Source organism: Finegoldia sp. P3-F-LR (assembly GCF_052932165.1).
Window position 1 is genome coordinate 103,189 of the sequence record NZ_JBRFJE010000003.1, and the last position, 22,570, is coordinate 125,758.

17 protein-coding genes are annotated in these 22,570 nt (G+C 32.9%); 5 read left to right on the forward strand and 12 right to left on the reverse strand.

The annotated features are described in order from the left end of the window. Positions 1–29: 29 nt before the first annotated feature. The 11 genes from ACU68U_RS02380 to ACU68U_RS02430 form a co-directional block, all read right to left on the reverse strand. Positions 30–5,264, reverse strand: coding sequence for a Rib/alpha-like domain-containing protein (locus ACU68U_RS02380; protein ID WP_446762652.1), 5,235 nt, complete (start codon positions 5,262–5,264; stop codon positions 30–32). A gap of 203 nt (positions 5,265–5,467) precedes the next feature. Next, on the reverse strand, positions 5,468–6,370 hold the full coding sequence (locus ACU68U_RS02385; RefSeq protein WP_446762653.1) for a nucleoside hydrolase: 903 nt from the start codon (positions 6,368–6,370) through the stop codon (positions 5,468–5,470). Further along, the gene (locus ACU68U_RS02390; protein ID WP_446762654.1) at positions 6,363–7,181 is read right to left on the reverse strand and encodes an energy-coupling factor ABC transporter ATP-binding protein; all 819 of its coding nucleotides are present in this window, start codon (positions 7,179–7,181) and stop codon (positions 6,363–6,365) included. The genes ACU68U_RS02385 and ACU68U_RS02390 overlap by 8 nt, the downstream gene beginning before the upstream one ends. Then, complete coding sequence (locus ACU68U_RS02395; protein ID WP_446762655.1) at positions 7,181–8,017, reverse strand: energy-coupling factor ABC transporter ATP-binding protein; 837 nt, start codon at positions 8,015–8,017, stop codon at positions 7,181–7,183. Before ACU68U_RS02395 ends, ACU68U_RS02390 begins: the two co-directional genes overlap by 1 nt. Next, complete coding sequence (locus ACU68U_RS02400; RefSeq protein WP_446762656.1) at positions 8,017–8,748, reverse strand: energy-coupling factor transporter transmembrane component T family protein; 732 nt, start codon at positions 8,746–8,748, stop codon at positions 8,017–8,019. Before ACU68U_RS02400 ends, ACU68U_RS02395 begins: the two co-directional genes overlap by 1 nt. After that, entirely contained in the window at positions 8,745–9,368 is a 624-nt protein-coding gene (locus tag ACU68U_RS02405; RefSeq protein WP_110058408.1) for an ECF transporter S component, read from the reverse strand. The genes ACU68U_RS02400 and ACU68U_RS02405 overlap by 4 nt, the downstream gene beginning before the upstream one ends. A 135-nt stretch (positions 9,369–9,503) precedes the next feature. Continuing rightward, entirely contained in the window at positions 9,504–9,914 is a 411-nt protein-coding gene (locus tag ACU68U_RS02410) for a GNAT family N-acetyltransferase (protein ID WP_316514447.1), read from the reverse strand. 86 nt (positions 9,915–10,000) lie between these two features. Continuing rightward, positions 10,001–10,297, reverse strand: coding sequence for a helix-turn-helix domain-containing protein (locus tag ACU68U_RS02415; protein WP_316514446.1), 297 nt, complete (start codon positions 10,295–10,297; stop codon positions 10,001–10,003). Then, complete coding sequence (locus ACU68U_RS02420) at positions 10,284–10,646, reverse strand: type II toxin-antitoxin system RelE/ParE family toxin (protein ID WP_316103135.1); 363 nt, start codon at positions 10,644–10,646, stop codon at positions 10,284–10,286. The genes ACU68U_RS02415 and ACU68U_RS02420 overlap by 14 nt, the downstream gene beginning before the upstream one ends. An 87-nt stretch (positions 10,647–10,733) precedes the next feature. Beyond that, positions 10,734–12,827: a Tex family protein gene (locus ACU68U_RS02425; protein ID WP_446762657.1), complete on the reverse strand. Its 2,094-nt coding sequence runs from the start codon at positions 12,825–12,827 to the stop codon at positions 10,734–10,736. A gap of 125 nt (positions 12,828–12,952) precedes the next feature. Further along, entirely contained in the window at positions 12,953–13,360 is a 408-nt protein-coding gene (locus ACU68U_RS02430; RefSeq protein ID WP_446762658.1) for a hypothetical protein, read from the reverse strand. Positions 13,361–13,574: 214 nt separating this feature from the next. On the opposite strand from ACU68U_RS02430, the gene udk reads away from it, so the two are divergent. From udk to ACU68U_RS02455, 5 genes are all read left to right on the forward strand, one after another. Continuing rightward, positions 13,575–14,183, forward strand: a complete 609-nt coding sequence (udk, locus tag ACU68U_RS02435) for a uridine kinase (RefSeq protein ID WP_154253956.1) — start codon at positions 13,575–13,577, stop codon at positions 14,181–14,183. Between the two features lie 224 nt (positions 14,184–14,407). Then, entirely contained in the window at positions 14,408–15,655 is a 1,248-nt protein-coding gene (gene tyrS, locus ACU68U_RS02440) for a tyrosine--tRNA ligase (RefSeq protein ID WP_446762659.1), read from the forward strand. Positions 15,656–15,757: 102 nt separating this feature from the next. Continuing rightward, positions 15,758–17,281 carry a cardiolipin synthase gene (cls, locus tag ACU68U_RS02445; RefSeq protein WP_446762660.1) on the forward strand — a complete coding sequence of 508 codons (1,524 nt, stop codon included), beginning with the start codon at positions 15,758–15,760 and terminating at the stop codon, positions 17,279–17,281. Beyond that, complete coding sequence (locus ACU68U_RS02450; RefSeq protein WP_446762661.1) at positions 17,281–17,961, forward strand: heparan-alpha-glucosaminide N-acetyltransferase; 681 nt, start codon at positions 17,281–17,283, stop codon at positions 17,959–17,961. Before cls ends, ACU68U_RS02450 begins: the two co-directional genes overlap by 1 nt. Beyond that, positions 17,961–18,860 carry a diacylglycerol/lipid kinase family protein gene (locus ACU68U_RS02455; RefSeq protein WP_446762662.1) on the forward strand — a complete coding sequence of 300 codons (900 nt, stop codon included), beginning with the start codon at positions 17,961–17,963 and terminating at the stop codon, positions 18,858–18,860. The genes ACU68U_RS02450 and ACU68U_RS02455 overlap by 1 nt, the downstream gene beginning before the upstream one ends. Positions 18,861–19,127: 267 nt before the next feature. Here the strand turns inward: ACU68U_RS02455 and ACU68U_RS02460 are convergent, their stop codons facing one another. Continuing rightward, positions 19,128–22,550: a leucine-rich repeat protein gene (locus ACU68U_RS02460; RefSeq protein ID WP_446762663.1), complete on the reverse strand. Its 3,423-nt coding sequence runs from the start codon at positions 22,548–22,550 to the stop codon at positions 19,128–19,130. Positions 22,551–22,570 lie beyond the last annotated feature (20 nt).

The following is a 22,570-nucleotide window of genomic DNA, read 5'->3' on the forward strand; positions in this document are numbered from 1 at the left end:
CTCATATGAGGTGTTTTTTGATTGCGTAATTATTTTTTCTTTTTCGTATAATACGCACCTATTATGCAGGAAAAAGATGCAAGTGTTAGGTTAGTAATTTCTATGTTAGTTCCTGCTTTCGGTAATTGTGATTTAGGGTTGGATTTTTTTACTTCTGGTTTGTTGTGTGCGATATCACCATTATTCAAACCATCTTTTATTTCTACTGATTTTTTATCCTGTGTTGTTTTTGAATTAGATTCGGGCTTTTTATTTTGTATTAATTTCTCTGGTTTTATTGGTGATTCTTCTAAAATATCTGAAGTTTGGTGATTATTTAGAGGTTTTGTTTCAATGTTTTCTTCAGTCGGTTTTATCGTATCTATATTATTTTCTGTATTTTGTTCATTATCCTTATCTTCTTGATTTGGTTTTTTATCTGGTTTATTTTCTTCTATGTCGCTTTCCTCATCATCATTTGATCTAGTATTTTCACCATCAGTATTATTTTGTTTTATTTTATAAGAAATTTCTACATCTTTTTCTGATCCATCTGAAAATTTTATGGTTACTAATATTTTTCCTTCAGATTTAGATTTGATTTCAATTTTAGAATCTCGTGGCAAATTTACAATCGCAGATCTAAGCACTTCAGCAGATATTCCTTCCGATTCAACTTCGACTTCTTTTACTTCTGGGACAAATTTTTCTGCAAGTGATTTGTTTACGACAACTTTTATGTTGATAATTCTCGTCGCACCATTTTCGAATGTTACTTTGACTTTTCCGATGTAGTTTCCAGATTTTTGTGTGTCAATCGTACCTTTTTTTGTGATGTCTTCGACTTTTGCTTTTTCTGGCAAGCTTTTGATGTTGTCTGATAAGTCATATGATTTGCCGAATTCCACTATTTCATCGATCGCTTCTACTTCTGGTATTGGCGTGATGATTGCTGCCTGTTTTTGCACTATTATTGTAGATTTTACTTCGTCCACTGAGCCGTCAGAATACTTTACGATTATTGTCGCATCTATTGTTCCCTCTGTTTTTGTGTCTGGTTTTTCTTTAAATTCAAAAGTTGTGTTCGCTGGCAAATTTTGTAGATTATCTATTAATTTTGCTGCTTCTATCGTTTCTCCTTCTAGGATTTTGATTTCTTTTCCTGCAGGATTGTTTGTTTCTGCAAGAGATTTATTTACAAAGACTTTTACTATAACAATTCTCGCTTCGCCATTTTCAAATGTTACTTTGACTTTTCCGATGTAGTTTCCAGATTTTTGTGTGTCAATCGTACCTTTTTCTGTGATATCTTCAACTTTTGCTGTTTCCGGTAAGTTTTTGATGTTGTCTGATAAGTCGTATGATTTTCCGAAGTCCACTATTTCATCGATTGCTTCTACTTCTGGTATTGGCGTAATGATTGCTGCTTGTTTTTGTACTATTATTTTGGATTTTACTTCGTCCACTGATCCGTCAGAATATTTTACGATTATTGTCGCATCTATTGTTCCCGCTGTTTTTGTGTTTGGTTTTTCTTTGAATTCAAATTTTGTGTCATTAGGCAAATCATCTGAGTTTTCAACTAAATCTTTTGCTTCAACACTTTCTCCTTCGAGGATTTTGTTTTCTTTTCCAACTGGCTCGTTTGTTTCTGCAAGTGATTTGTTTACGACAACTTTTATGTTCACAATTCTCGTTGCAACATTTTCAAATGTTACTTTGACTTTACCGATGTAATTTCCAGATTTTTGTGTATCAATCGCACCTTTTTCTGTGATGTCTTCGACTTTTGCTTTTTCTGGCAAGCTTTTGATGTTGTCTGATAAGTCATATGATTTGCCGTAATCAACAATTTCATCAATCGCTTCAACTGTTGGTATTGGTGTGATGATGACTGCTTGTTTCTGAACGATAATGGTAGATTTTACTTCGTCAATCGAGCCATCTGAATATTTTACTATTATTGTTGTGTTAAACTTTCCAGAAGTTTTAGTGTTTGGTTTTTCTTTGTTTTCAAATTTTGTGTCATTAGGCAAATCATCTGAGTTTTCAACTAAATCTTTTGCTTCAACACTTTCTCCTTCGAGGATTTTGTTTTCTTTTCCAACTGGCTCGTTTGTTTCTGCAAGTGATTTGTTTACGACCACTTTTACTCTCACAATTCTCGTTGCTCCATTTTCAAATGTGACTTTGACTTTGCCAATATAATTTCCAGACTTTTGTATGTCAATCGAACCTTTTTCAGTGATGTCTTCGACTGCTGCTTTTTCTGGCAAGTTTTTGATGTTGTCTGATAAATCGTATGTTTTGCTGAATTCCACTATTTCATCGATCGCTTCTATTTCTGGTATCGGCGTGATGATGGCTGCTTGTTTTTGTACTATTATTTTGGATTTTACTTCGTCCACTGATCCGTCAGAATACTTTACGATTATTGTCGCATCTATTGTTCCCGCTGTTGTTGTGTCTAGTTTTTCTTTAAATTCAAATGTTGTGTTCTCTGGCAAATTTTGTAGATTATCTATTAGTTTTACTGCTTCTATAGTTTCTCCCTCTAGTATTTTGATTTCTTTTCCTTCAGGATTATTTACAAATGCTTGTGTTTTTGTTGCATTTGCAACTATTTCAACAGAATTTACTACTGCTTCTCCAGGACTTATTGTCCAACTTATTGGCTCTTTGTAGTCGTTTATGTTTTCAGGATTTATTTCCACTTCTGGATACAAAGCTTCACTCAAACTCAATCCTTTTTTCATGTCATAGACTTTTTCATTAGCTTCCTTTAATCTGACACCTTCTCCTGCAATAATTCTAACTCTGACATAACCGTCAGGAATTTGTGCGCTAGGATTTTCTTCACGATTAATAATGTCAGAAAGTGGATTGATTTTTATAGTTATGTTTACATTTTCTGTTGTATCATCCATATAAGTAACTTTTACATTCAAACTAATCGTCTTGTTTGCGTCGGATTCTTTCGTGTTGTAAGTTATTTCCCCTGTTTTTTCATTTAGTGAAACACCCTCTATTGTGCTTTCTACAAGTTCGAACTTTTCCACAATTGAGTTATCTACTTTTTCAGATTTGTTTAATACATTAATAAATTTCGGTGCGCTAACTGTTGCTTTGTCTCCTGGATTTGCAACGCTGCCTGTATAAATCGGATTAAATTTTATATTATAAGGCGCTTTTTTTACAATGATTTTAGCACTAGCTGGAAGTGTCCTTTTGTAGGATGAGTATTTTATTTCAATCTCGCTACCTTCTTTTAGGCTGAATCTGTCTGTTTTTTTGAACTTCCATTGCCCTTTACTATCGACTACAGCTTCCCCACTGTATTTTCCATCCACGTACAAATTAACTACTCCACCTGTTTCAGCTGTTCCCTGTATAAGTGAAGAAGCTTCATCTACTTCGTTAATAACCGGAATTTTTGTAGCTTTAGCTGTATAGATTTTGGATTTGTAAATTATTTCATTAGACAAATCTACGTCATCGTAATAACTGTGTGTGCGTTTTTGATTGTCATACCAATGTGGATTTGTGTAATTGTCCTTGAATTCTTCTTTAAGCTTTGGTAAGACAGGTCCTGAATTTTCTGGCGGATGCTTTTCGAAAATAAAATCTGCTTTATATTCTCTAAAAACCACATAAGTTCTGTCAAAATATGACTTCCCATCTTTTCTCAAAATATCATCTATTTGCTCTTCTTTTTTCAAAGTTACGAGTTCAAATCTAGTTCTCTTGCTATTATTACCAAATAATGGCATTTTAGGAGGAGCAGGTTTGCTTTTAAATTCTGTGACATCTTGACCGTTTGTAACAAAAAATGGAACAAAACAAACTTCCTCAGGATTTTTTATACCATTTAAGCTAGGTGGAAAAACAAAGTCCCAGTCGTCTTGTCTTCTTACATCATCAAGTTCTGCTCTGTACCAAAACCAATATTGATAGTTTTTGTCGATGGAATCCGTTTCAATTTTAATATCTCTAAATCCTGTAGTTTTTACTTTTGATTTGTGAACGAATGCAGTGATTTCCTTGTCGCCAATTTCAGCATCTGTAAGTGTAATGGATCCGTCATCGTTTGTTGCAACATCTTTTCCCAGCAGATTTTTTTGTTCTTCTTTCAAATACACTTTTCCAATTTTTTCATCCTTCAATTTGAAAGTTACCTTGTTGTAATCACTATCCAGATTAATCTTGTATCCATCTGAATCGTACATAGGATTTGAAGTATCAGTTTTTCCGTAATAAATCACATCATTTGTCCTATACTTTGCGTAGAAATTCAATTCATCATTAGAATTTTCTCCAATCACAGATGTATCTTCAAATCTATTTGCAAGATTTACAATAGTTTCCAAGTTAGAGCTGTCGACCCAACCTAAAAATGGGTGCTTTTCATCTCCACTGTTAGCCGTAAGATTTTGATAAACATTTTTACCGTCTTTATAAGTAAAATCTTTTACGTCTTTCCAAGTTGCAGATTTAAGCACCCAATAAGTCCTTGTTTTCACGCCTTCTATTTCATTGTTAGTTTCTACTTCTTCATTATTTTCATTTAATAATTTCCCATAGTGCAAAGTTCCATCATCTTCAGTGAAAGATGTTGCATTAAAATTGAGACTCACATAATCAGAAGAATCTTCTGGTTTTTCCGAAGTCACAATTGGTTTTTGTTTTGCTTTATTATTTGCTGTTTCATCAACTTTCCACACAGCATACACAGTTTTGTTCGAAGATATGTTTTGTAGAATATCTGTTTGTGCTTCAGTGGCATCCGGATTACTTGCCCATCCTGTAAATATTTTTCCAGAAAAAGATGGAATTCCAGAAAAAGTCGCATTTTCCCCAGCATTTACAGTCAATGTATTATTTTCTGTGTTGAATTTTCCACCATTAGCATCGAAAATAACTGTAAATTGTTCATTATGTACGGGAGTTTCTTGTTTTTCTTTTTTGTTTTCAGTAGAATTTGATTTTTCTTCGGAACTAACAGAAGTTACATCTACTTTTTTTGTTTCAGTTTTTTCATCAGAAATATTTGGAGTATTTTCTTCTTTTTCTTCTGAAATTTCTGATTTTTCTACAACTTCTGCTATTAGATCGCTAGGATGTGCATCAGTTTCTGCAAATGAAACGTTTCCACCAATCAAAAATGCGTATCCAATTAAACAAGACACTACCCCAATGCTAAGTTTTCTAAGAGCATATCTAGGTCTTCTGCTTGAAGATTTTGCTCTTTTTTCGACGATCACTTTTTCAAAAATCTTGTTACTCATCGTTTTTCATCTCCTTTTGAATTTTCGCTTGAATTATAACAAAATTTGTTTTGTAAAGTAGCGTTTTGTAATTTTTTTATATTTACATTGTTTATAACACACACTACTATTTCTATAGTAGCATATTGAGTTTTAAATGCAATAATTTCTCAAGAAATTTTCTTCCATAAACAAAAAACTCCGAGATAGTTCCCGGAGTAATTTTATTCTGTAAGAGCTTGCATTAATATTTTTCTAAATTTATCGATGTCAATTTCAGTGATTACTTTGCAATTGAATTCGCCATTTTCTTCTTTGATTAAATCTCTGTAGCTCATTCCTCTTGTTTCGTCGTTTTGTGTGTCGATTTTGATGTACATGTCTTCCGTTTCGAAAACTTCTGGGTTATACAATACTATTACTGAGCAAGGGTCGTGAATTCCTGCATCATTTGATGCGTAGTATTTCAAAATTCTGTGTGCAAATTTGGCTCTTTTTGTTTCGATTGTGTCTAAAAATTGAATTTGTTCATCAGGTATGCTAGCTTTTTGTGTTACGTTTAGTCCAGCCATTATGAGTTTGACGCCGCTTTCAAATACGATTTTTGCTGCTTCTGGATCGACGAAGAAATTAAATTCGCTAAGACTTGTTACATTTCCTCTTGTAATGGAGCCACCCATTATGCTGATTTGTTCGATTTTTTCCTTATCTTCTGGAAAAGTTCGAAGCAACAGCGCGATATTTGTAAGTGGGCCAACTGCGATTATGGTGATTTTTTCAGTTGAGTTTTGGATAATTTCGTGCATCATTGTAACTGAATTGTCGCTTGTAAGATCAGCTACATCTTCTGATTCTATCATTGATCTGAATCCTGCAATCCCATCATCTCCGTGAACTGTCGCAAAGAAAGGCTCTCTAACAAGTGGTACTTCTTGTCCTTTTCCCATAGGTACATTTATGTCCAAAAGTTTTGCCAAGCATTGCATATTTCTTGTTGTGTGGTCAATTGATACGTTGCCATTTACTGATGATAGCGCCAACAAATTCAAATTTTTTGCATTTTTAATTGCAAATAACGCCGCTGCATCATCAACTCCCGGATCAAAATCCAATATACAGTTAATCATTCGCACCTCCAAAATTTTTGATGTAATCTACAAAATCATCCACTGACAATAATTTTTCGTTCAAATTAATCGAATTGCAAAGTCTTTTGATAACTGGCGGTTGAATGTATGCTTTTTTAAGAATTTCATCTTCGTCGAAAACTTCCTTCTTATCAGCATCTTTGATGATTTCTTTGTTGGACATTACGACAACTCTGTCGAAATTTTCAACTACAAATTCCATATCGTGAGTTATCGTTATGATTGTTTTGTTCAAATCGTGCAAATGATCGATTACTCTTTTCAAGCAACCCATAGAATATGCATCTTGTCCTGCTGTCGGTTCATCAAATATGAAAATGTCGCAGTCATTTGCGATTGTAATTGCTATCGTTATGAATTTTCTCGTACTAAATGGCAAATCATAAGGATGGTCGTCCAAATATTCTGAAAGTTCACAGATTTCACAAGCTTGTCTGACACGTTTATCCATTTCATCTTCGTCGACTTTTAATGCTCTCAACGAAAAAGCGACTTCATCGTAAACTGTGGAGTTGAAGATTTGATCGTTTGGATTTTGGAAGACGTAGCCTACTTTTCTGGATATTTGTGCCGTGGTCATGTCTTTTGTATTTTTTCCATCTAACAAAATCTCCCCAGAATTAGGTCTCAATAGTCCGTTCATTAGTTTTGCACAAGTCGATTTGCCAGCTCCATTTTGTCCCACGATTGCAACTTTTTCTGAAGAATTTACGACCAAATTCAAATCGTTAATCGCTTTGAATCCGTTAGGATAAGTAAAGCTTACATTTTTAAATTCTAATTTGCTCATTAGTTTTCCTCCAATTCTTTCTTGCATTCATCTAAAGTTATAGGGATGTTTTTGAAAAATCCTGGCTTTTCTTCATTTAATCTGTATGCAAGTTTTGAAACTATAGGCATAGATACATTGTGCTGTTCGATTTTGTCGTTTGATAAAACTTCGTGAGTTTCACCGTTGAAGATGATTTCTCCATCGTCCATTACCACAACTCTATCGGCGTATTCTGCTATCAAATCAATCTTGTGTTCTACCAGTATTATTGTTTTATTTTGTGCTTTTAAAAGTTTCAAAATATCGAAGATTTCTTCAGTTCCTAATGGGTCAAGCTGACTTGTAGGCTCATCAAATATCAATACTTTTGGATTCATTACGATGATTGAAGCTATCGCTACTCTTTGCGATTGTCCTCCAGACAATTCATTCGGATTTTTGTCTTGCAAATATTCTATTTTAAGTAATTTAATGACATCAGTTACTCTTTGTCTGATTTCTCCTCTTGGAACTCCCAAGTTTTCAAGTCCGTAGGCTATTTCTTCGAATACAGTTTTCTTGATTCCAGAGATTTGACTGAATGGATTTTGGAATACAAATCCAACTAATTCCGCCATTTCTCCTCGTTCTATATCGTTGATGTTTTTATTGTCGATAGAAATACTTCCTGTAATTTCTCCTTGAACAAAGTCTGGAATTATCCCTCTAATGATATTGCACAAAGTAGTCTTGCCGGAACCATTTTTTCCAATAATTCCCACAAACTCTCCTTGCTTAACGTACAAATCCAAGTTTTTTATAGTTTTTTCTTCTTGAAGTTCATATTTGAACGAAACATTTTTAAGTTCTATCATTATTTAAACCTCCACACCAATACCAACACAACCAATGCAATGAAAACGTAAAAAAATATTCTATCTGCAGTTGTTTTCTTGATTTCCTTGAGACATGTTTTTTCATTTTCAGATGCAAATCCACGTGCTTCAAGTGTAATTGTCTTTTCATCGATTTCTGAAAGTGAAGATATAATCAAAGGTCCAAGTGATGGGAAGAACGCCTTAGCTCTGTTTTTGATGGAGCCTGTTGTTTCAATTCCACGCGCTTCTTGTGCTTTTATGATTTTGGAACTTTTCTTAATCATTTCTGGAATCATAGTCATTGTCGCCATTATAACGTAACTTGTAACGTGACTTATATTTTTTTGTTGAAGAGCTATCATCAAATCTTCAATGTCCGTTGTTTCGAAGAATAACAAAAACAAAGTTATAAGCGTTAGAATGAATTTTGTTTGTTCCAAACCATTTAATATTCCGTTAAGTGTCACTCTCATAAATCCTAAATTCAAATACACGTATTCTGTTGATTTGTCCAAGAATAATTGGAACAAAAACATTATTAATAATACTAATAACAAAACTATCCACAATTTTTTCACGTATTGTTTGAATTTATTATCCAATAAAGCTAATATCAAGCTTAATGGAAGTACAAAAAGGTATGCGAATTGCCATGGCAAAACCAACGAAATAATAACTGTAACTATAACCATAAAAAGTTTTGTTGTTGGGAAAATTTTAGATATCATTTTGCACCTCTCACGTATTTGTTCTTCTTTTCTTTTATGTATTGAATTCCATTAGGATATCTCAACAAATTTCTGTTAGGGATGGATTTTATAAGGAAATAAACTGCAAACGAAGTCAAAAACTTATCCAAAGTTTCTGTAAGCACAGTTGAGCCTATAACTGATTCCCATAATCCTTTTCCTGTTGCAACCAAAAACGTCGTGATTGCACTTGAACCACTCGCCCCAGTAACACCACCGAAGACCAAAACAGTAATTGGCGCAGATGTAACCATTGCAACAAGCCAAATAATAACTGCTACTACAAATGTTTTTGCTGGAGTCTTGAACATTGCCTTTTTCCCACAAACCCCTGCAACCAAACCAATCGCACCACTTACAATCATATATGGTAGTTGCGTAGGGTTAGTAACAGATGTCACGATGTTTGTGACAACACCTGTAAGAAAACCAATCCAAGGTCCACACAATACACCTGTGAACACAGTTCCTATAACATCCAAATAAACCGGTAATTTTAATGCTGCAGTTAAATTTGCACCAACAAAATTGATAGCTATACCAAGTGGAATTAGTAAAATTACCGACAAGTTATAGCTCATCTTAGATTTAGATTTCATAAATTCCTCCTATAAATTTTACGAAAAAAATTTTCGCGTTGAATAAATTTTATCATAATACGATCAATTAATAAATCATTTTTCGTTAAAAATATTAACAAAAATTTTGTGTTACTAAAATATTTAATTCAAAGTTTACAAAACTCTTAGCATACCCTTCTTGTTAGGAAATTGTTTGAAATGAAATTTTTCGTAAAATGCATCGTAAGGAGTGTTCGCCAACAAAATAATATAGCTATCCTCATCATAATTTTCGTCCAAGTATTTGTTAATCTCATTCATTAAAACTCTTCCCAAACCATTTTTCTGATACTGTGAATCCACCATCACATCAGTAACCACAAGACTAATCGCCCCATCTCCGACAACCCTTGCCATCGCAATCAACTTATCCCCATCATAAATCGATGTAATGAAAAGAGAATTTTCTATTGCAGTTTCCGCATTTTCTTTAGATTTTTTATTTCCAATACCAGATTTTTCACGCAATTCGTTGTAATCATCTGGACTAACCGCTGTATTTTTTATAACGTATTTTGTATTCATAACTCACCTCACAAATATTATCTAGTATTTTTGAAATTTTGACAAAAAAATAGATATCAGCTTTAATGCCAATATCTCTTGGTTGGTTATTTTGATATTTGTGGATTCTTTTTTACAAATTCTATTTTTAAGTCCATGCCCAAACCATCTGCTAGTCTTTTCAAAAGATTTATACTTGGGTTCCTGGTTCCATTTTCTAATTTGCTAATGTCTGATTGATCAATGCCAGTTTTTTCTGATAATTGCTTTTGTGTTAAGTTTTGAGATGTTCTTGCAGAAACTATAGCTCTTATAATATCCATATCTGGTTGAATGTTCTTATATTCATTTGCAAATTCTTTATTTTCTAATTGTTCTTTTAAATAATTATCAAAAGTCTTCATTTTTTGTCCTTTCCATAAAATCATCTCTGTATTTTTTTGCTTTTTGGATTTCAGACTTTGGCGTTTTTTGAGTTTTCTTTACAAAACCATTAGTTAATATAACTTTTTTATCAAAATAAAAAAAATACAATACTCTTGTAATATCTCTGCCTTGCTTTGCCCTGAGTTCAAATATACCATCTTCTAAGTGTCTGCTATATGGTTGTCTTAAATCATTACCAAATTCTTGCAATATTTGAATCAATCCAACTACTTTTGCTTTCATTTTAATAGGTAAGTTATCCAAAAAATTTTCTACTGGTATTTCGCCATTTTCTTTTTCATATAATATTACTTCAAAATCATTCATGTTTTCCTCTGATTATATTTTATGTTATATATCCCATATTGTCAATTGAAATTTCTCACAAAAATAAGCGCTATAATAGCGCCCATTTTATAATTTCATCGACAAGGAAACCAATCCTCTTTCTTTGTCTATTCCAATTATTTTTACTTTTACAGTGTCACTTACTTCGCACACTTCTCTTGGGTTTTTGATGTAAGAATTGCTCATCTTAGAAATATGGCAAAGTCCGTCTTCTTTTATTCCGATGTCTATGAACGCTCCGAAGTCCACGACATTTCTTACAGTTCCTGTGACTATCATTCCTTCTTCCAAATCGTCGATTGACAATACATCTTGTCTTAGAACTGGTTTTGGCATTTCATCACGTGGATCTCTTCCTGGTTTTTTGAGTTCTTCAATTATATCACGCAAAGTAGGTTCTCCTACTTCTAGTTCTTCGGATAGTTTTTTCACATCTATATCGTTCAAATCGTATTTCATAATTTGTTTTGCGATTTCGTAACTTTCTGGGTGAACCTCTGTGTTATCTAATATTTCTTCGCTTTCAGGAATTCTCAAAAATCCTGCACATTGTACGAATGCTTTTGGTCCAATTCCTTTTACTTTCAAGATTTCTTGACGATTAGTGAATGGTCCGTTTTCTATTTTGTAATCCACGATGTTTTTCGCTGTTGTTTTCGTAATTCCAGATACGTAATTCAAAAGCGCAGAGCTTGCTGTGTTGATGTTGACACCAACTGTGTTAACGCAATCTTCCACTACTTCTTCGAGTGATGATTTTAACTTCTTTTGGTTGACATCGTGTTGATATTGTCCAACTCCGATTGATTGTGGAGAGATTTTGACCAATTCTGCCAATGGGTCTTGGATACGACGTGCGATTGAGATTGCTCCTCTGATGGTTACATCTAAATCTGGGAATTCTTCAATCGCAAGCTTGGATGCAGAATAAATACTTGCTCCCGCTTCATTTACGATTGCATAGAAGATTTCTTCATCAATTTGCGCTAACAAATCAGATACGTATTTTTCTGTTTCACGAGAAGCTGTTCCATTACCGATTGCGATTAGTTTGACGTTGTATTTGTCGATAAATTCCTTCAAAGTTTCGTCTGCTCTTTGGATTTGTTTTCTTGCATCAGTTACATAAATTACAGCACTATCCAAGAAATCTCCGTATTCAGAAATTACAGCAACTTTGCAACCAGTTCTAAATCCCGGGTCAAGTCCAATAATCGCTGTTTCTTTGATTGGTGGTTGCATCAAATATGGTTTCAAATTGCTTTTGAATACGCCGATTGATTCGTCGTCTGCCATTTCTTTCATTCCTTGACGCACTTCTGTTTCGATTGATGGAACGATTAATCTCTTGTAACTGTCTTTGACAGCTTTTTCGATCAAATCATAAGTTTCAAAATCATTTGTTCTTGCGATTTTTCTCATAATTTTGAAAATATTGTAATCGTCATTTAAAATGAATGAAACTTTCAAGAATCCTTCTTTTTCTCCTCTAAATACCGCAAGAACTCTGTGTGCTTTGACATCTTTTACTTTTTCTGAATAATCGTAGTACATCTTGTATGTGCCGGATTCGTCTTCGTTTTTTTCTTCAGTTTTCATAACCCCATCTGTTATGAACGAATTACGAACTATATCTCTGAATACTTTTTGTTCAGATACGAATTCTGCTATGATGTCCAAACTTTTACTAATAGCATCATCAACTGTTTTGATTCCTTCTCCGTTGACAAATTCTGAGGCTTTTTTCTCAATCTCAGATAAAGAGTGAGTTTTCTCCATTATCATATCTGCTACTGGTTGTAGTCCCAATTCTACAGCGATTGACCCACGAGTTCTTTTCTTTGGCTTAAATGGAAGATAAATATCTTCTAATTCTGTCAAAATAGTCGCATCATCGATTTGTTTTTTCAAATCTTCAGTGAGTTTTCCTTGCTCATCGATAAGACGTGTGATGTCGTCTTTTCTTTCTTGCAAGTTTCTCAAATATGTAAGCCTATCGTTTAATTGTCTCAACGTTTCGTCAGTCAAATTCCCAGTGATTTCTTTTCTGTATCTGGCGATAAATGGAATTGTATTTCCCTCATCTAATAATTCAACTGTCTTAACAACGTTATCATATTTTATGTCTAATTCTTCTGATAATTTTTGTAGTATATTCATTCTCTTCCTTCTCTTTTAATAAACTATAATCTATATTTTAACATTATTTTATTTATTTTTCCAGATTAAAGCATTTTGAGGTAAAATTTTAAAAACCACCAAGCGTACACTTGATGGTTGGTTAATTATTTTTTAAATAACTTAGCGTTTTTTTCTTTTTCTAATTGTTCCAAGAAAATCTCTTTTTGAATCAAGTGAGTTTTTCTGATGGATCCTGCAATGTCTGCTACTAACATAAAAATCGTCGAAGCCGACACGTAATAAAAGTCGATAAATGAGTATTCGATAAATCCTCTTGATGGAGGTGTCATTTGTCCGATGAAAAGCATCATAAATATCGCTACGAATACAATTGTGAAATTGAATTTAAAAATAAATCCATGAAAATATCCAAGGACTACTGCGATAGCCAAGAATATCATCAAGCAATGGTCAATCAAAAATCCATGCGCATGAGACAATGTGTATCTGATGATTATCATGAACAATATGTAAATCAACGAGTAAATAATAAGTTTTGTGTTTTTTGACATTTCAAATCTCCTTTTGTTAAAACATTTTCCGTAATTGTGATTTGCTTGAATTTTTTGTAAAGTTTGTAATAAAATTTACAAAATAAAACATTTCAATATTATTTTAGCACAATTTATAATTTTATTCTACAAATTATTAAAAGGTTATCCTAATTTACAACCTTGAAAAATTGTAAAATTTATATTAAAATTAACTAATAACTAGGAGGCTATTATGAAACCGTATATTGTGGGAGTCGCAGGTGGAAGTGCTTCAGGTAAGACTGAAATCGTGAAGACTTTGAAAAAACATTTTGAAGATAAAATAGAAATTATTGAACACGATAATTATTACTTTGCTCATGACAATTTGACTATGGATGAACGTGCTAGTTTGAATTACGATCATCCCCAAGCTTTTGAAACAGATTTATTGATTGAGCATGTTAAAAAAATTATAAATAATGAAGAAATCGACATTCCAACTTACGATTTTACAATTCACACTAGAAGCTCTGATACTTTGAAGAAAAGTCCAAAGCCAATTGTGATTGTAGAGGGAATTTTGGTTTTGGAGAATGAAGAACTTCGTAATTTAATGGATATGAAAGTCTTCGTAGACTGCGATGGAGATGTCAGACTCAAAAGAAGAATTACAAGAGATGTCGTGGAACGTGACAGAACTATTGAATCGATTTTGACTCAATATATGGAAACTGTAAAGCCAATGCATGAGCTTTTTGTGGAACCTAGTAAGAAATTTGCCGATTTGATTGTGCCAAAGGGTGGCAAGAACAAGGTTGCTATCGATGTGCTTATCAATCATTTGGCTACGAAACTATAAAAAAACATTTTGCTATTGACTAAAATTAGTTTCTAGTATAAAATTTTAATAACTCAATAGAAAATTATGATTGTGACCAGTACCGATTATTCGGGAATTACAACACATGAGTTTTCAAGGTAGTTTCATACTTTGCATGGAACATAAGCTTTTGATAAGAAAGGTGGTACCGCGTAAATTCGCCCTTTCGTGTCAAGAGTTTTTTTATTTTATAGGAGGATTTTATGATTAATTACGAATTTGAACATGAAAATGTGTATGACGAATTGGTAGCGCGTGGATATTTTGAACAAGCTACATACGAAGATGAATTGAGAGATTTACTCGGAAAAGAAAGAGTTCCATTTTACATTGGATTTGATGCGACTGCAGATAGTTTGACTATTGGCCATTTTATTCAATTGATGGTTATGATGAGAATGCAAGCTCACGGTCACATCCCTATTTGCCTTTTAGGCGGCGGAACTACAATGATTGGGGATCCTTCTGGTCGTAACGATATGAGAAGTATTATGACTAAGGAAGTTATCGACGAAAATGCTAGAAGATTTTATTCTCAAATGACAAGATTCATCGATTTTGGTGAAGACAAGGCTTACATTGAAAACAACAAGAATTGGTTGTTGAATTTGAATTTCTTGGATTTCATGAGAGAAATTGGCGTTCATTTTTCTGTAAATCAAATGTTGACTTTGGATAGTTACAAAAACAGAATGAAAAAAGGTCTAACATTTTTTGAATTTAGTTATATGTTGATGCAATCATACGATTATTTGGTATTGTACAGAAAATACGGTTGTAAATTACAAATGGGTGGTTCTGATCAATGGTCTAATATTTTGGGCGGATACGATTTGGTTAGAAAATTAGAAAACGACAAAGTTTACGCTATGACTTTCAAACTTTTAACTACTGCTGATGGAGTTAAAATGGGTAAATCACAAAAAGGTGCTGTGTGGTTGGACGAAAACAAAACAACTCCTTACGATTTATTCCAATACATGAGAAATGTAGACGACAGAGATGTGGAAAAATTCTTGTTGATGTTGACATTCTTGCCAACTGAAGAATGTAAGAGACTTGGTAGCTTAGAGGGAAGTGACATCAATAAAGCTAAGGAAGTGTTGGCATTTGAAGTGTGCAAATTAGTTCACGGAGAAGAAAAAGCAGATGAAGCTCGTCAAACAGCAAATGCATTGTTCAATTCAAATGCTGTTGACGAAAATATGCCAACAACTGAAATGAAGGCTTTGGATTTTGAAAATGGAATTGGTTTGTTGAATTTGTTGACAATGACAGGACTTACTCAATCAAACAGTGAAGCGCGTAGACTTGTAACTCAAAACGGAATTTCTGTTAATGACAATAAGGAAGCTGATCCAAAAAGAATTGTAACAATTCACGATTTTAACGACGATGAACTTATTATAAAAAAAGGTAAAAAAGTATATCACAGAGTAAAATTGGTATAATATTTTAAAAATAAACCCTGGCGATTTTGAATTGATTTTCAAAGATTGTTGTGGTTTTTGTGTTATAATTAAATAAATTTAAAAATATTTGTGGAGGTGCAAATGAAAAAATTATTCAAATTTTTAACTAGTAGAATAATGCTTTTGGCAATTGTATTTATTATTCAAATTTCGCTATTAGTTTATTTGATTTTAAGTTTTCAAAGAAATTTTGTGTATGTCTACACATTAAACATTATAATATCCTTCGCTTTTACTATAATGGTGGTCAACACCGATGTAAACCCGAGTTTCAAACTGGGATGGCTCATCCCTATATGGATATTCCCGTTGTTTGGAGCGGTGTTCTATTTGTTTTTCAGAAGAAACAGATTCGTTCGTGCACAACAAAGACGAATGGATACGATTAGTTCATCGTTTAATAACCATATTTTGTCAAATGGTAATGTAATTGACGAATTGGAGGGTGACTCCAAGTCAATCGCAACTTACATAAACACAACAGCTCACGCTCCTGTATTTTCTAAAACAAGTTCGAAATATTTAAAAAACGGTGAGATTTTCTTTGAATATTTGATGGAAGATTTAAAAAACGCAAAGGATTATATTTTCTTGGAGTTTTTTATAATCGAAGAAGGATACATGTTCAATAATATTTTGGAAGTTTTGGAACAAAAAGTAAAAGAAGGAGTCGACGTCAGGATTTTGTACGACGATTTCGGATGCATCACCAAACTTTCTCGTAGATATTACAAAAAACTAGAAGAAAAAGGCATCAAGGTTCAAGTTTTCAATAAAATCAGAGTTCTACCTATGCCTCGTCACAATAATAGAGACCACAGAAAAATCGTCGTTATCGACGGAAAAATAGCATACACTGGCGGGTTTAATTTGGCAGATGAATACATGAACAAAATCCAAAAATTCGGATATTGGAAGGACACAGGAATCAGAGTTACAGGTGATGGTGTGTGGTCATTTACGATAATGTTTTTGTCAATTTGGGAATTGTACGATGACAATGAGCTTGACTACAAATATTATTTCGAAAAAACTGTCCCAGATGTTTCTGAAAACGAAGGTTATTGCCAACCTTATACGGATTCTCCATTAGACGATGTTCCTGTTGGAAAGGGTGCGTACATGCAATTGGTGTCTCGTTCCAGAAAATATTTCTACATTACAACTCCGTATTTGATTCCATCAGATGACATGATCGATTCCCTAAGAGATGCGGCGTTAAGCGGTGTCGATGTTAGAATCATGACCCCTGGAATTCCCGACAAAAAATTGGTGTATATGGTTACAAGAACATACTACAAAACTCTTTTAGAAGCGGGCGTTAGAATTTTCGAATATTCGCCAGGATTTTTGCACGCAAAAAGTTGTGTTACAGATGACCAACGTTGCGTAATCGGCTCAATCAATCTCGATTTTAGATCATTGTATCTGCATTTTGAAAACGGAGCGATGTACTACGATTCACACATTATTTCCGATTTAAAGGAAGATTTCTTGGAAATGCAATCACAATCACAAGAAATATTTTCAAGACAATTGGAAAACCAAAACCTATCAAGAAAAATACTATCCGTAATTCTGAAAGTATTTTCGCCAATGATATGATGAAAAGAAATAATTTGATCGATACATTAAGGGGATTTGCGATTGTAAACATGGTAATTTACCATTTGCTGTTCGATTTGGTCTACATGGAAAATTTCAAAATTGAATGGTTTGAAAATACTCCAGGCATGATTTGGGAGAGATTCATCTGCATAAGCTTCATTTTGATATCGGGCTATTGCTTCAATTTATCTCACAATTACAAAAAACACACCATCACGCTTTTTATCGTGGCTATGATTTTGAGCGTTACGACGTATTTCTTCGCAAATGAATTTTTCATAGTTTTTGGAATAATTCATCTGTTGTGCTTGGCATCATTGTTCACGATTTTTGTCGACAAATTAACCCTTAACAAAAAAATATTATGTGTCCTATCGTTTGTAATGTTCATTCTAACTTACAAAATAAGCGCTCATCCAATGGATATAAGTACCAATCTGTTTAGTTTCGTGGGATTCTACAACGATAAGTTTTACAGCGGCGACTATTTCCCATTACTACCTTGGTATTTTATGTATCTATTTGGATATTGCGCAGGAGACTTTTTAGATATAAAATTAAATGTAAGAGAGAATGTATTATCAAAAATGGGCAAAAAAAGTTTGATGATTTATTTAATTCACCAGCCTATCATAATGATAATTGTACAAATCGTAAAATTTTTAGGAGGAATTTAATGAATAAATTCAAAAAATCAATCGTTATGTATCACGATAATTCAGGACAACAAGATATATTTGAAGTATTAGGCAAATGTAGTCCTAATATATTAAAATTATCAAATGAAACAGTGTTTTTCCAAAGTGAAGAACAAGGTGATTTCTACAAAAAATGTGAAGAATTAAAAGATTTTGATTTGGTAATCGTAGTTGGAGGCGACGGAACAATAAACGAAGTCATCAACGGATTATATGATTACGATATGAATCCTGTAATAGGAATTATTCCTGGAGGATCATTCAATGATTTTTCAAAAACTGTTAACATAGGAGCAAATCCAGTAGAAGCAAGTGAAAATTTGTTAGATGCCGAAGTCAAAGAATACGACTGTATATTAAATGACGACAAAATCGCTCTGAATTTCTGGACAGTGGGAATGGCATCAGAAAACGCGCAAAAAATGCAAGATGCCGACAAATCAACTTTCGGTGTCTTGACATATATCCCAAAAATTTTTGAAACATTAACACAAGACAATTCATTTGATTATGAAATGGAACTCGACGGCGAAACAGTAAAAGGAAATGCCGTTATGGTATTTGTCGCTAATGGATTATACTCAGGAGGAGTTGAAGTTCCAATCTCAGACATTAGCCCAAGCGATGGAGTGTTGAATGTGTTTATAGTTGAACAATCAAACATCGGAGCATTCAAAGCAATGTTCGGACAATCAAACAGCTTTGATTTTAACGAAGAAAACGAAGGCGTTCAAACATTCAAAGCAAAAGAAATAAAGTTCATCTCCCCTGAAGGATTAATCGCGGATACAGATGGCGAATTGTACCAAAAAACACCATCAAACATCAAAGTCGTAGAAAAAAGATTCAAATTCTTATCAAAACCATTAGAACAATAAATTATAGAAGAAAAGCTAACTCAAACGAGTTAGCTTTTTTTAGGTTAAAATTTTAATATAAAAAAGAGACCATCTGAGTGGTCTCCAGTTTAATCTAAGGTTAAAACAATATTAAGGGAGGAGATTGTTTCTTGAGATTAAACTTACTTTGTTTATACTTATATAATAGACTATGAATGTGTACTAATTATGTTCAAATTAGTAGAGATTATGTTTTTTGTTTTTTAGTGAAAACGCAGCACATTATTTTTATGTGCTGCGTTTAGTTTATTTAATCAATTCTTTTACAACTGATTCACTTATTGAGTTTTCTCCACCAAATACATTAACTTTTTCAAATTTTGCTTCTTCAAAAGCTTGTTTTGTAGCTTCTGGAATTTCATTTGCTTCTGCTAATAATATTGGGCAATCAATGGAGCCTATTACTAAGCTGTCTGCTGGAACTGTTCCGTTTGCGATATTAACTTCTTTTCTGTCTTTGAAGCCATATTCGTAAATCTTCTTTGCTGTTTCGTAACGGTTTGCTCCTGCTATTCTTGTAGGGTTTGGTAGTTTGTTTTCTACTTCTTTAGAGATTGTCTTTTCTCCACCTACAATTATTACTTCTTCAATTTGTTTCAATACTTCTTTTGCTTCTTCTGGTATTCTATCTTGTTGTACAAGTAGTATTGGCATGTTGTTTTTGTTAGCTAGTGGCGCTACTGTTAATGCGTCTGCGAATACTTCTCCGCTTGCTATTACAGCTTTTTTAGTTCCTGTAAGCTTGATTACTTCTTGTGCAATCTTTGCACTTGTTTCATAACGATTAGCTCCTGCTATTGTTCTAACGTTGTATTGTGATAGGCCGATCTTTGTTTTATCTATTGATTTTTCTCCACCTATTACGATTACATTTTTAGCACCTAATCTGTTGATTTCTTGTGCTACTACTGAATCTAATTGATCTTTTTGTACAAGTAGGATTGGTGCTTTTAATGCTTTTGATAATGCGGATGCTGATAAGCTGTCTGCGAATTGTTCGTAGTTTGCTACGATTACTGTGTCAGCAGATTCGTAGTATTTCTTGGATACTTCTACTGATGTTTGAATTCTGTCAGCTCCTGCAACTCTTGTTGTAGTTTTTTGTTGTTCAGCTGGTGTGCTTGGTGTTGGTGTTACTGTACCAGGTTGATTTGGTGTTTTCCCTGGGTTATCACCTGGTTTTGTTGGATTTTCCTTTTCAAAATCTTTGCAAGCATCTTTTATTGCATTGAAAATTCCTTCCCTATGGTATTTTGCTCTATCATCAACTTTTCTGATTTTTCCAAGACTATCTACATTTGATTTCAAAACATCTGAATAATTTAGCCCTTCATAATCATCCAAAGTCTCCAAAGCCAACATATGATAACCTTCATTATCTTCATCAACATTCAAAATCTCATTGCCGTATTCGTCTTTTTGTCCTTTTCCAATAGTGTAAGACATGTCTAACACATACAAGATTTTGCCGTTTTTGTCAAAATACACATTCATTCCAATATGATAGGATGGAATCGGAAGTGGCGTTTTAAGTTCAAAATGACCTTGTTTCATAATTGAATTTTCCATGTTTCCTTTGTTTTCAACAATATTAATAAGATTTTGTAATTCTTTTGTTAAACGAGTTAATTTATTATCCACAACGGCGGAATTATTATAAGATTTTTTTGCGTATTCAAGTTTATCTTTCAAAATCCCAGAATTTTGTGGATGATTTTTAATCGTTAATTCTCCTTTTTTAATTAATGAGTCTAACTTATATCGACTTACAAAAAATTGAGTATCATGGATGTATTTTAACTTCGCACCCTCAGATAATTTGTCTTTTCTTAAAAGCTTTTCACCTTCAGCCTTCATATCTTCAAATTGCTTTTGAGTATCATCTCTGAGTTCTGTTAAATCTAACTTATTTAATTCATCCAAAACTTTTTTCAAATCATCTTTATTATTCGTAGTCTCTTCAGGATTAACAACAAAATTATTTCCATCAGCTAACGTTTTTCCTTTAATTCTAACTAAAACTTTTTTGTAGTTATCTTCAACTTTGTTATCGTCAAACGCATTAAATCTTATTTCTTTGATTTTATTTGAAAAAACAACCTCTTTTAAATTATTGTATCTGAACGCTTCTTCTCTTACACTTTCTAAATTTTCTGGCAATGTAACCTTTGTAATGCTATTCTTGTAAAAAGTTTGAACAGATATTTCTTTTAATTTTGTTAATAAGCTCAAATCCAACTCAGATATTTTGTTATTACAAAAAGCCATTTCTCCTATTTTTTCAACTTTATCGCCCATAAACATTACATTTTGTGCATCGTTATTTCTAAAAGCTGAAATCCCAATTTCCCTAACATTTGGATAAATCACTATTGCAAATAATTTATTAATATGAAACGCACTACTTCCAATTATTTCAGTATTTTCGCCTAATTCAAGCATTTCTATCTTGTTATTCATGAATGCTCCATCTCCAATTATTTTTAGAGCCTCAGGTGCTTCAAATTCTGTCAAATAATTAGACTGGAATGCAAATTTCCCGATTTTTTTCACAGTTTTCGGAAGTTTAATGCTTTGTAAATCGTACTTATTCAAACTACTATTTTCAAAATCCACATTTCGAAAAGCATCATCTCCAATTTCATCAACAACATATTTCCCATTCTTTTCAGGAATTACAAGATTTTTGTTTTCACGAACTTTTAATTTTCCGATACCAGAAAATCCTAGAACTTTACCCTTATCAAATACAAAATCTTTTTCATCCCATTTTGAACTATCCACATCTACTGAAGTCGTCTTATCTTCTTCTGTCGGATTAACAATGGAAGAAGAATCTTTGTTGTCAACATTACCTTTTGACAAAAGCACAACTTTCAATGCATAATTTTCATCACCAAGATTTCCATTAAACGCACCAATCTCAATTTTTTTCACACTATTTGGAAGCTTCACTTGCTTAATTTTATTATCTTGAAAAGCTTGTTCTTTTATAGTTTCTAATTTTTCACAATTAAATTCTATATCTGTAATTTGATTAGATTTAAATGCTCTTTCTCCTAAATTTGTTAAATTTTTAGGTAAAATAAGTTTGCCTTCTATTTGATTATCAAAAAATACTTGATCTCCCAAAAATTTCAAATTATCTGGTAATTTTATAGTTTTTAAACTTAGATGTGCAAATGCATAATCACTAATTTTAGTGATAGTTTTCGGCAAATTAACGCTTTTAATATTACTATTTTCTTCAAAAGCATCTTGTCCAATATAAGTATATCCTTCAGGAATCTCTACAGATTCTATGTCTAATTGATGGAAATCCTCTCCTAGCTTTTTAATTTCGTTTCCATCAACATCTAAGTTGTTAACCTCTCCATTTTCGCCTTCTCTTTGAGTATACTCATCTATCGTACTACTCTTATTGTAGACAAAAGCAAAACTTGCTATTTTTTTCAAATCCACATTTTCTTTGCTTTTTGTTGGTAGCACAACATTTCGATTTCTTTTTAGTTTTTGCACACCGCTTTTCGAAAAACCGTATACAGTATCTCCCACAATCTCAAAATCCTCCGCTGTATATTTGTCATCCGCTGCTTTGGAATTAATATTTAATCCAAAAATCAAAGCAAATACAAAAACTAAAGAAAAAATAATCTTTTTTTTGTTCATACGAACCTCCTTTTAAATTA

Excerpts from the sequence above, each read along its gene's own strand:
- ACU68U_RS02390 (WP_446762654.1), bottom strand. The coding sequence starts at position 7,181 with ATGAGCAAATTAGAATTTAAAAATGTAAGCTTTACTTATCCTAACGGA.
- ACU68U_RS02460 (WP_446762663.1), bottom strand. The coding sequence starts at position 22,550 with ATGAACAAAAAAAAGATTATTTTTTCTTTAGTTTTTGTATTTGCTTTG.
- ACU68U_RS02430 (WP_446762658.1), bottom strand. The coding sequence starts at position 13,360 with ATGTCAAAAAACACAAAACTTATTATTTACTCGTTGATTTACATATTG.
- ACU68U_RS02395 (WP_446762655.1), bottom strand. The coding sequence starts at position 8,017 with ATGATAGAACTTAAAAATGTTTCGTTCAAATATGAACTTCAAGAAGAA.
- cls (WP_446762660.1), top strand. The coding sequence starts at position 15,758 with ATGAAAAAATTATTCAAATTTTTAACTAGTAGAATAATGCTTTTGGCA.
- ACU68U_RS02405 (WP_110058408.1), bottom strand. The coding sequence starts at position 9,368 with ATGAAATCTAAATCTAAGATGAGCTATAACTTGTCGGTAATTTTACTA.
- ACU68U_RS02380 (WP_446762652.1), bottom strand. The coding sequence starts at position 5,264 with ATGAGTAACAAGATTTTTGAAAAAGTGATCGTCGAAAAAAGAGCAAAA.
- tyrS (WP_446762659.1), top strand. The coding sequence starts at position 14,408 with ATGATTAATTACGAATTTGAACATGAAAATGTGTATGACGAATTGGTA.
- ACU68U_RS02410 (WP_316514447.1), bottom strand. The coding sequence starts at position 9,914 with ATGAATACAAAATACGTTATAAAAAATACAGCGGTTAGTCCAGATGAT.
- ACU68U_RS02455 (WP_446762662.1), top strand. The coding sequence starts at position 17,961 with ATGAATAAATTCAAAAAATCAATCGTTATGTATCACGATAATTCAGGA.
- ACU68U_RS02420 (WP_316103135.1), bottom strand. The coding sequence starts at position 10,646 with ATGAATGATTTTGAAGTAATATTATATGAAAAAGAAAATGGCGAAATA.
- ACU68U_RS02450 (WP_446762661.1), top strand. The coding sequence starts at position 17,281 with ATGAAAAGAAATAATTTGATCGATACATTAAGGGGATTTGCGATTGTA.
- ACU68U_RS02415 (WP_316514446.1), bottom strand. The coding sequence starts at position 10,297 with ATGAAGACTTTTGATAATTATTTAAAAGAACAATTAGAAAATAAAGAA.
- ACU68U_RS02385 (WP_446762653.1), bottom strand. The coding sequence starts at position 6,370 with ATGATTAACTGTATATTGGATTTTGATCCGGGAGTTGATGATGCAGCG.
- udk (WP_154253956.1), top strand. The coding sequence starts at position 13,575 with ATGAAACCGTATATTGTGGGAGTCGCAGGTGGAAGTGCTTCAGGTAAG.
- ACU68U_RS02425 (WP_446762657.1), bottom strand. The coding sequence starts at position 12,827 with ATGAATATACTACAAAAATTATCAGAAGAATTAGACATAAAATATGAT.
- ACU68U_RS02400 (WP_446762656.1), bottom strand. The coding sequence starts at position 8,748 with ATGATATCTAAAATTTTCCCAACAACAAAACTTTTTATGGTTATAGTT.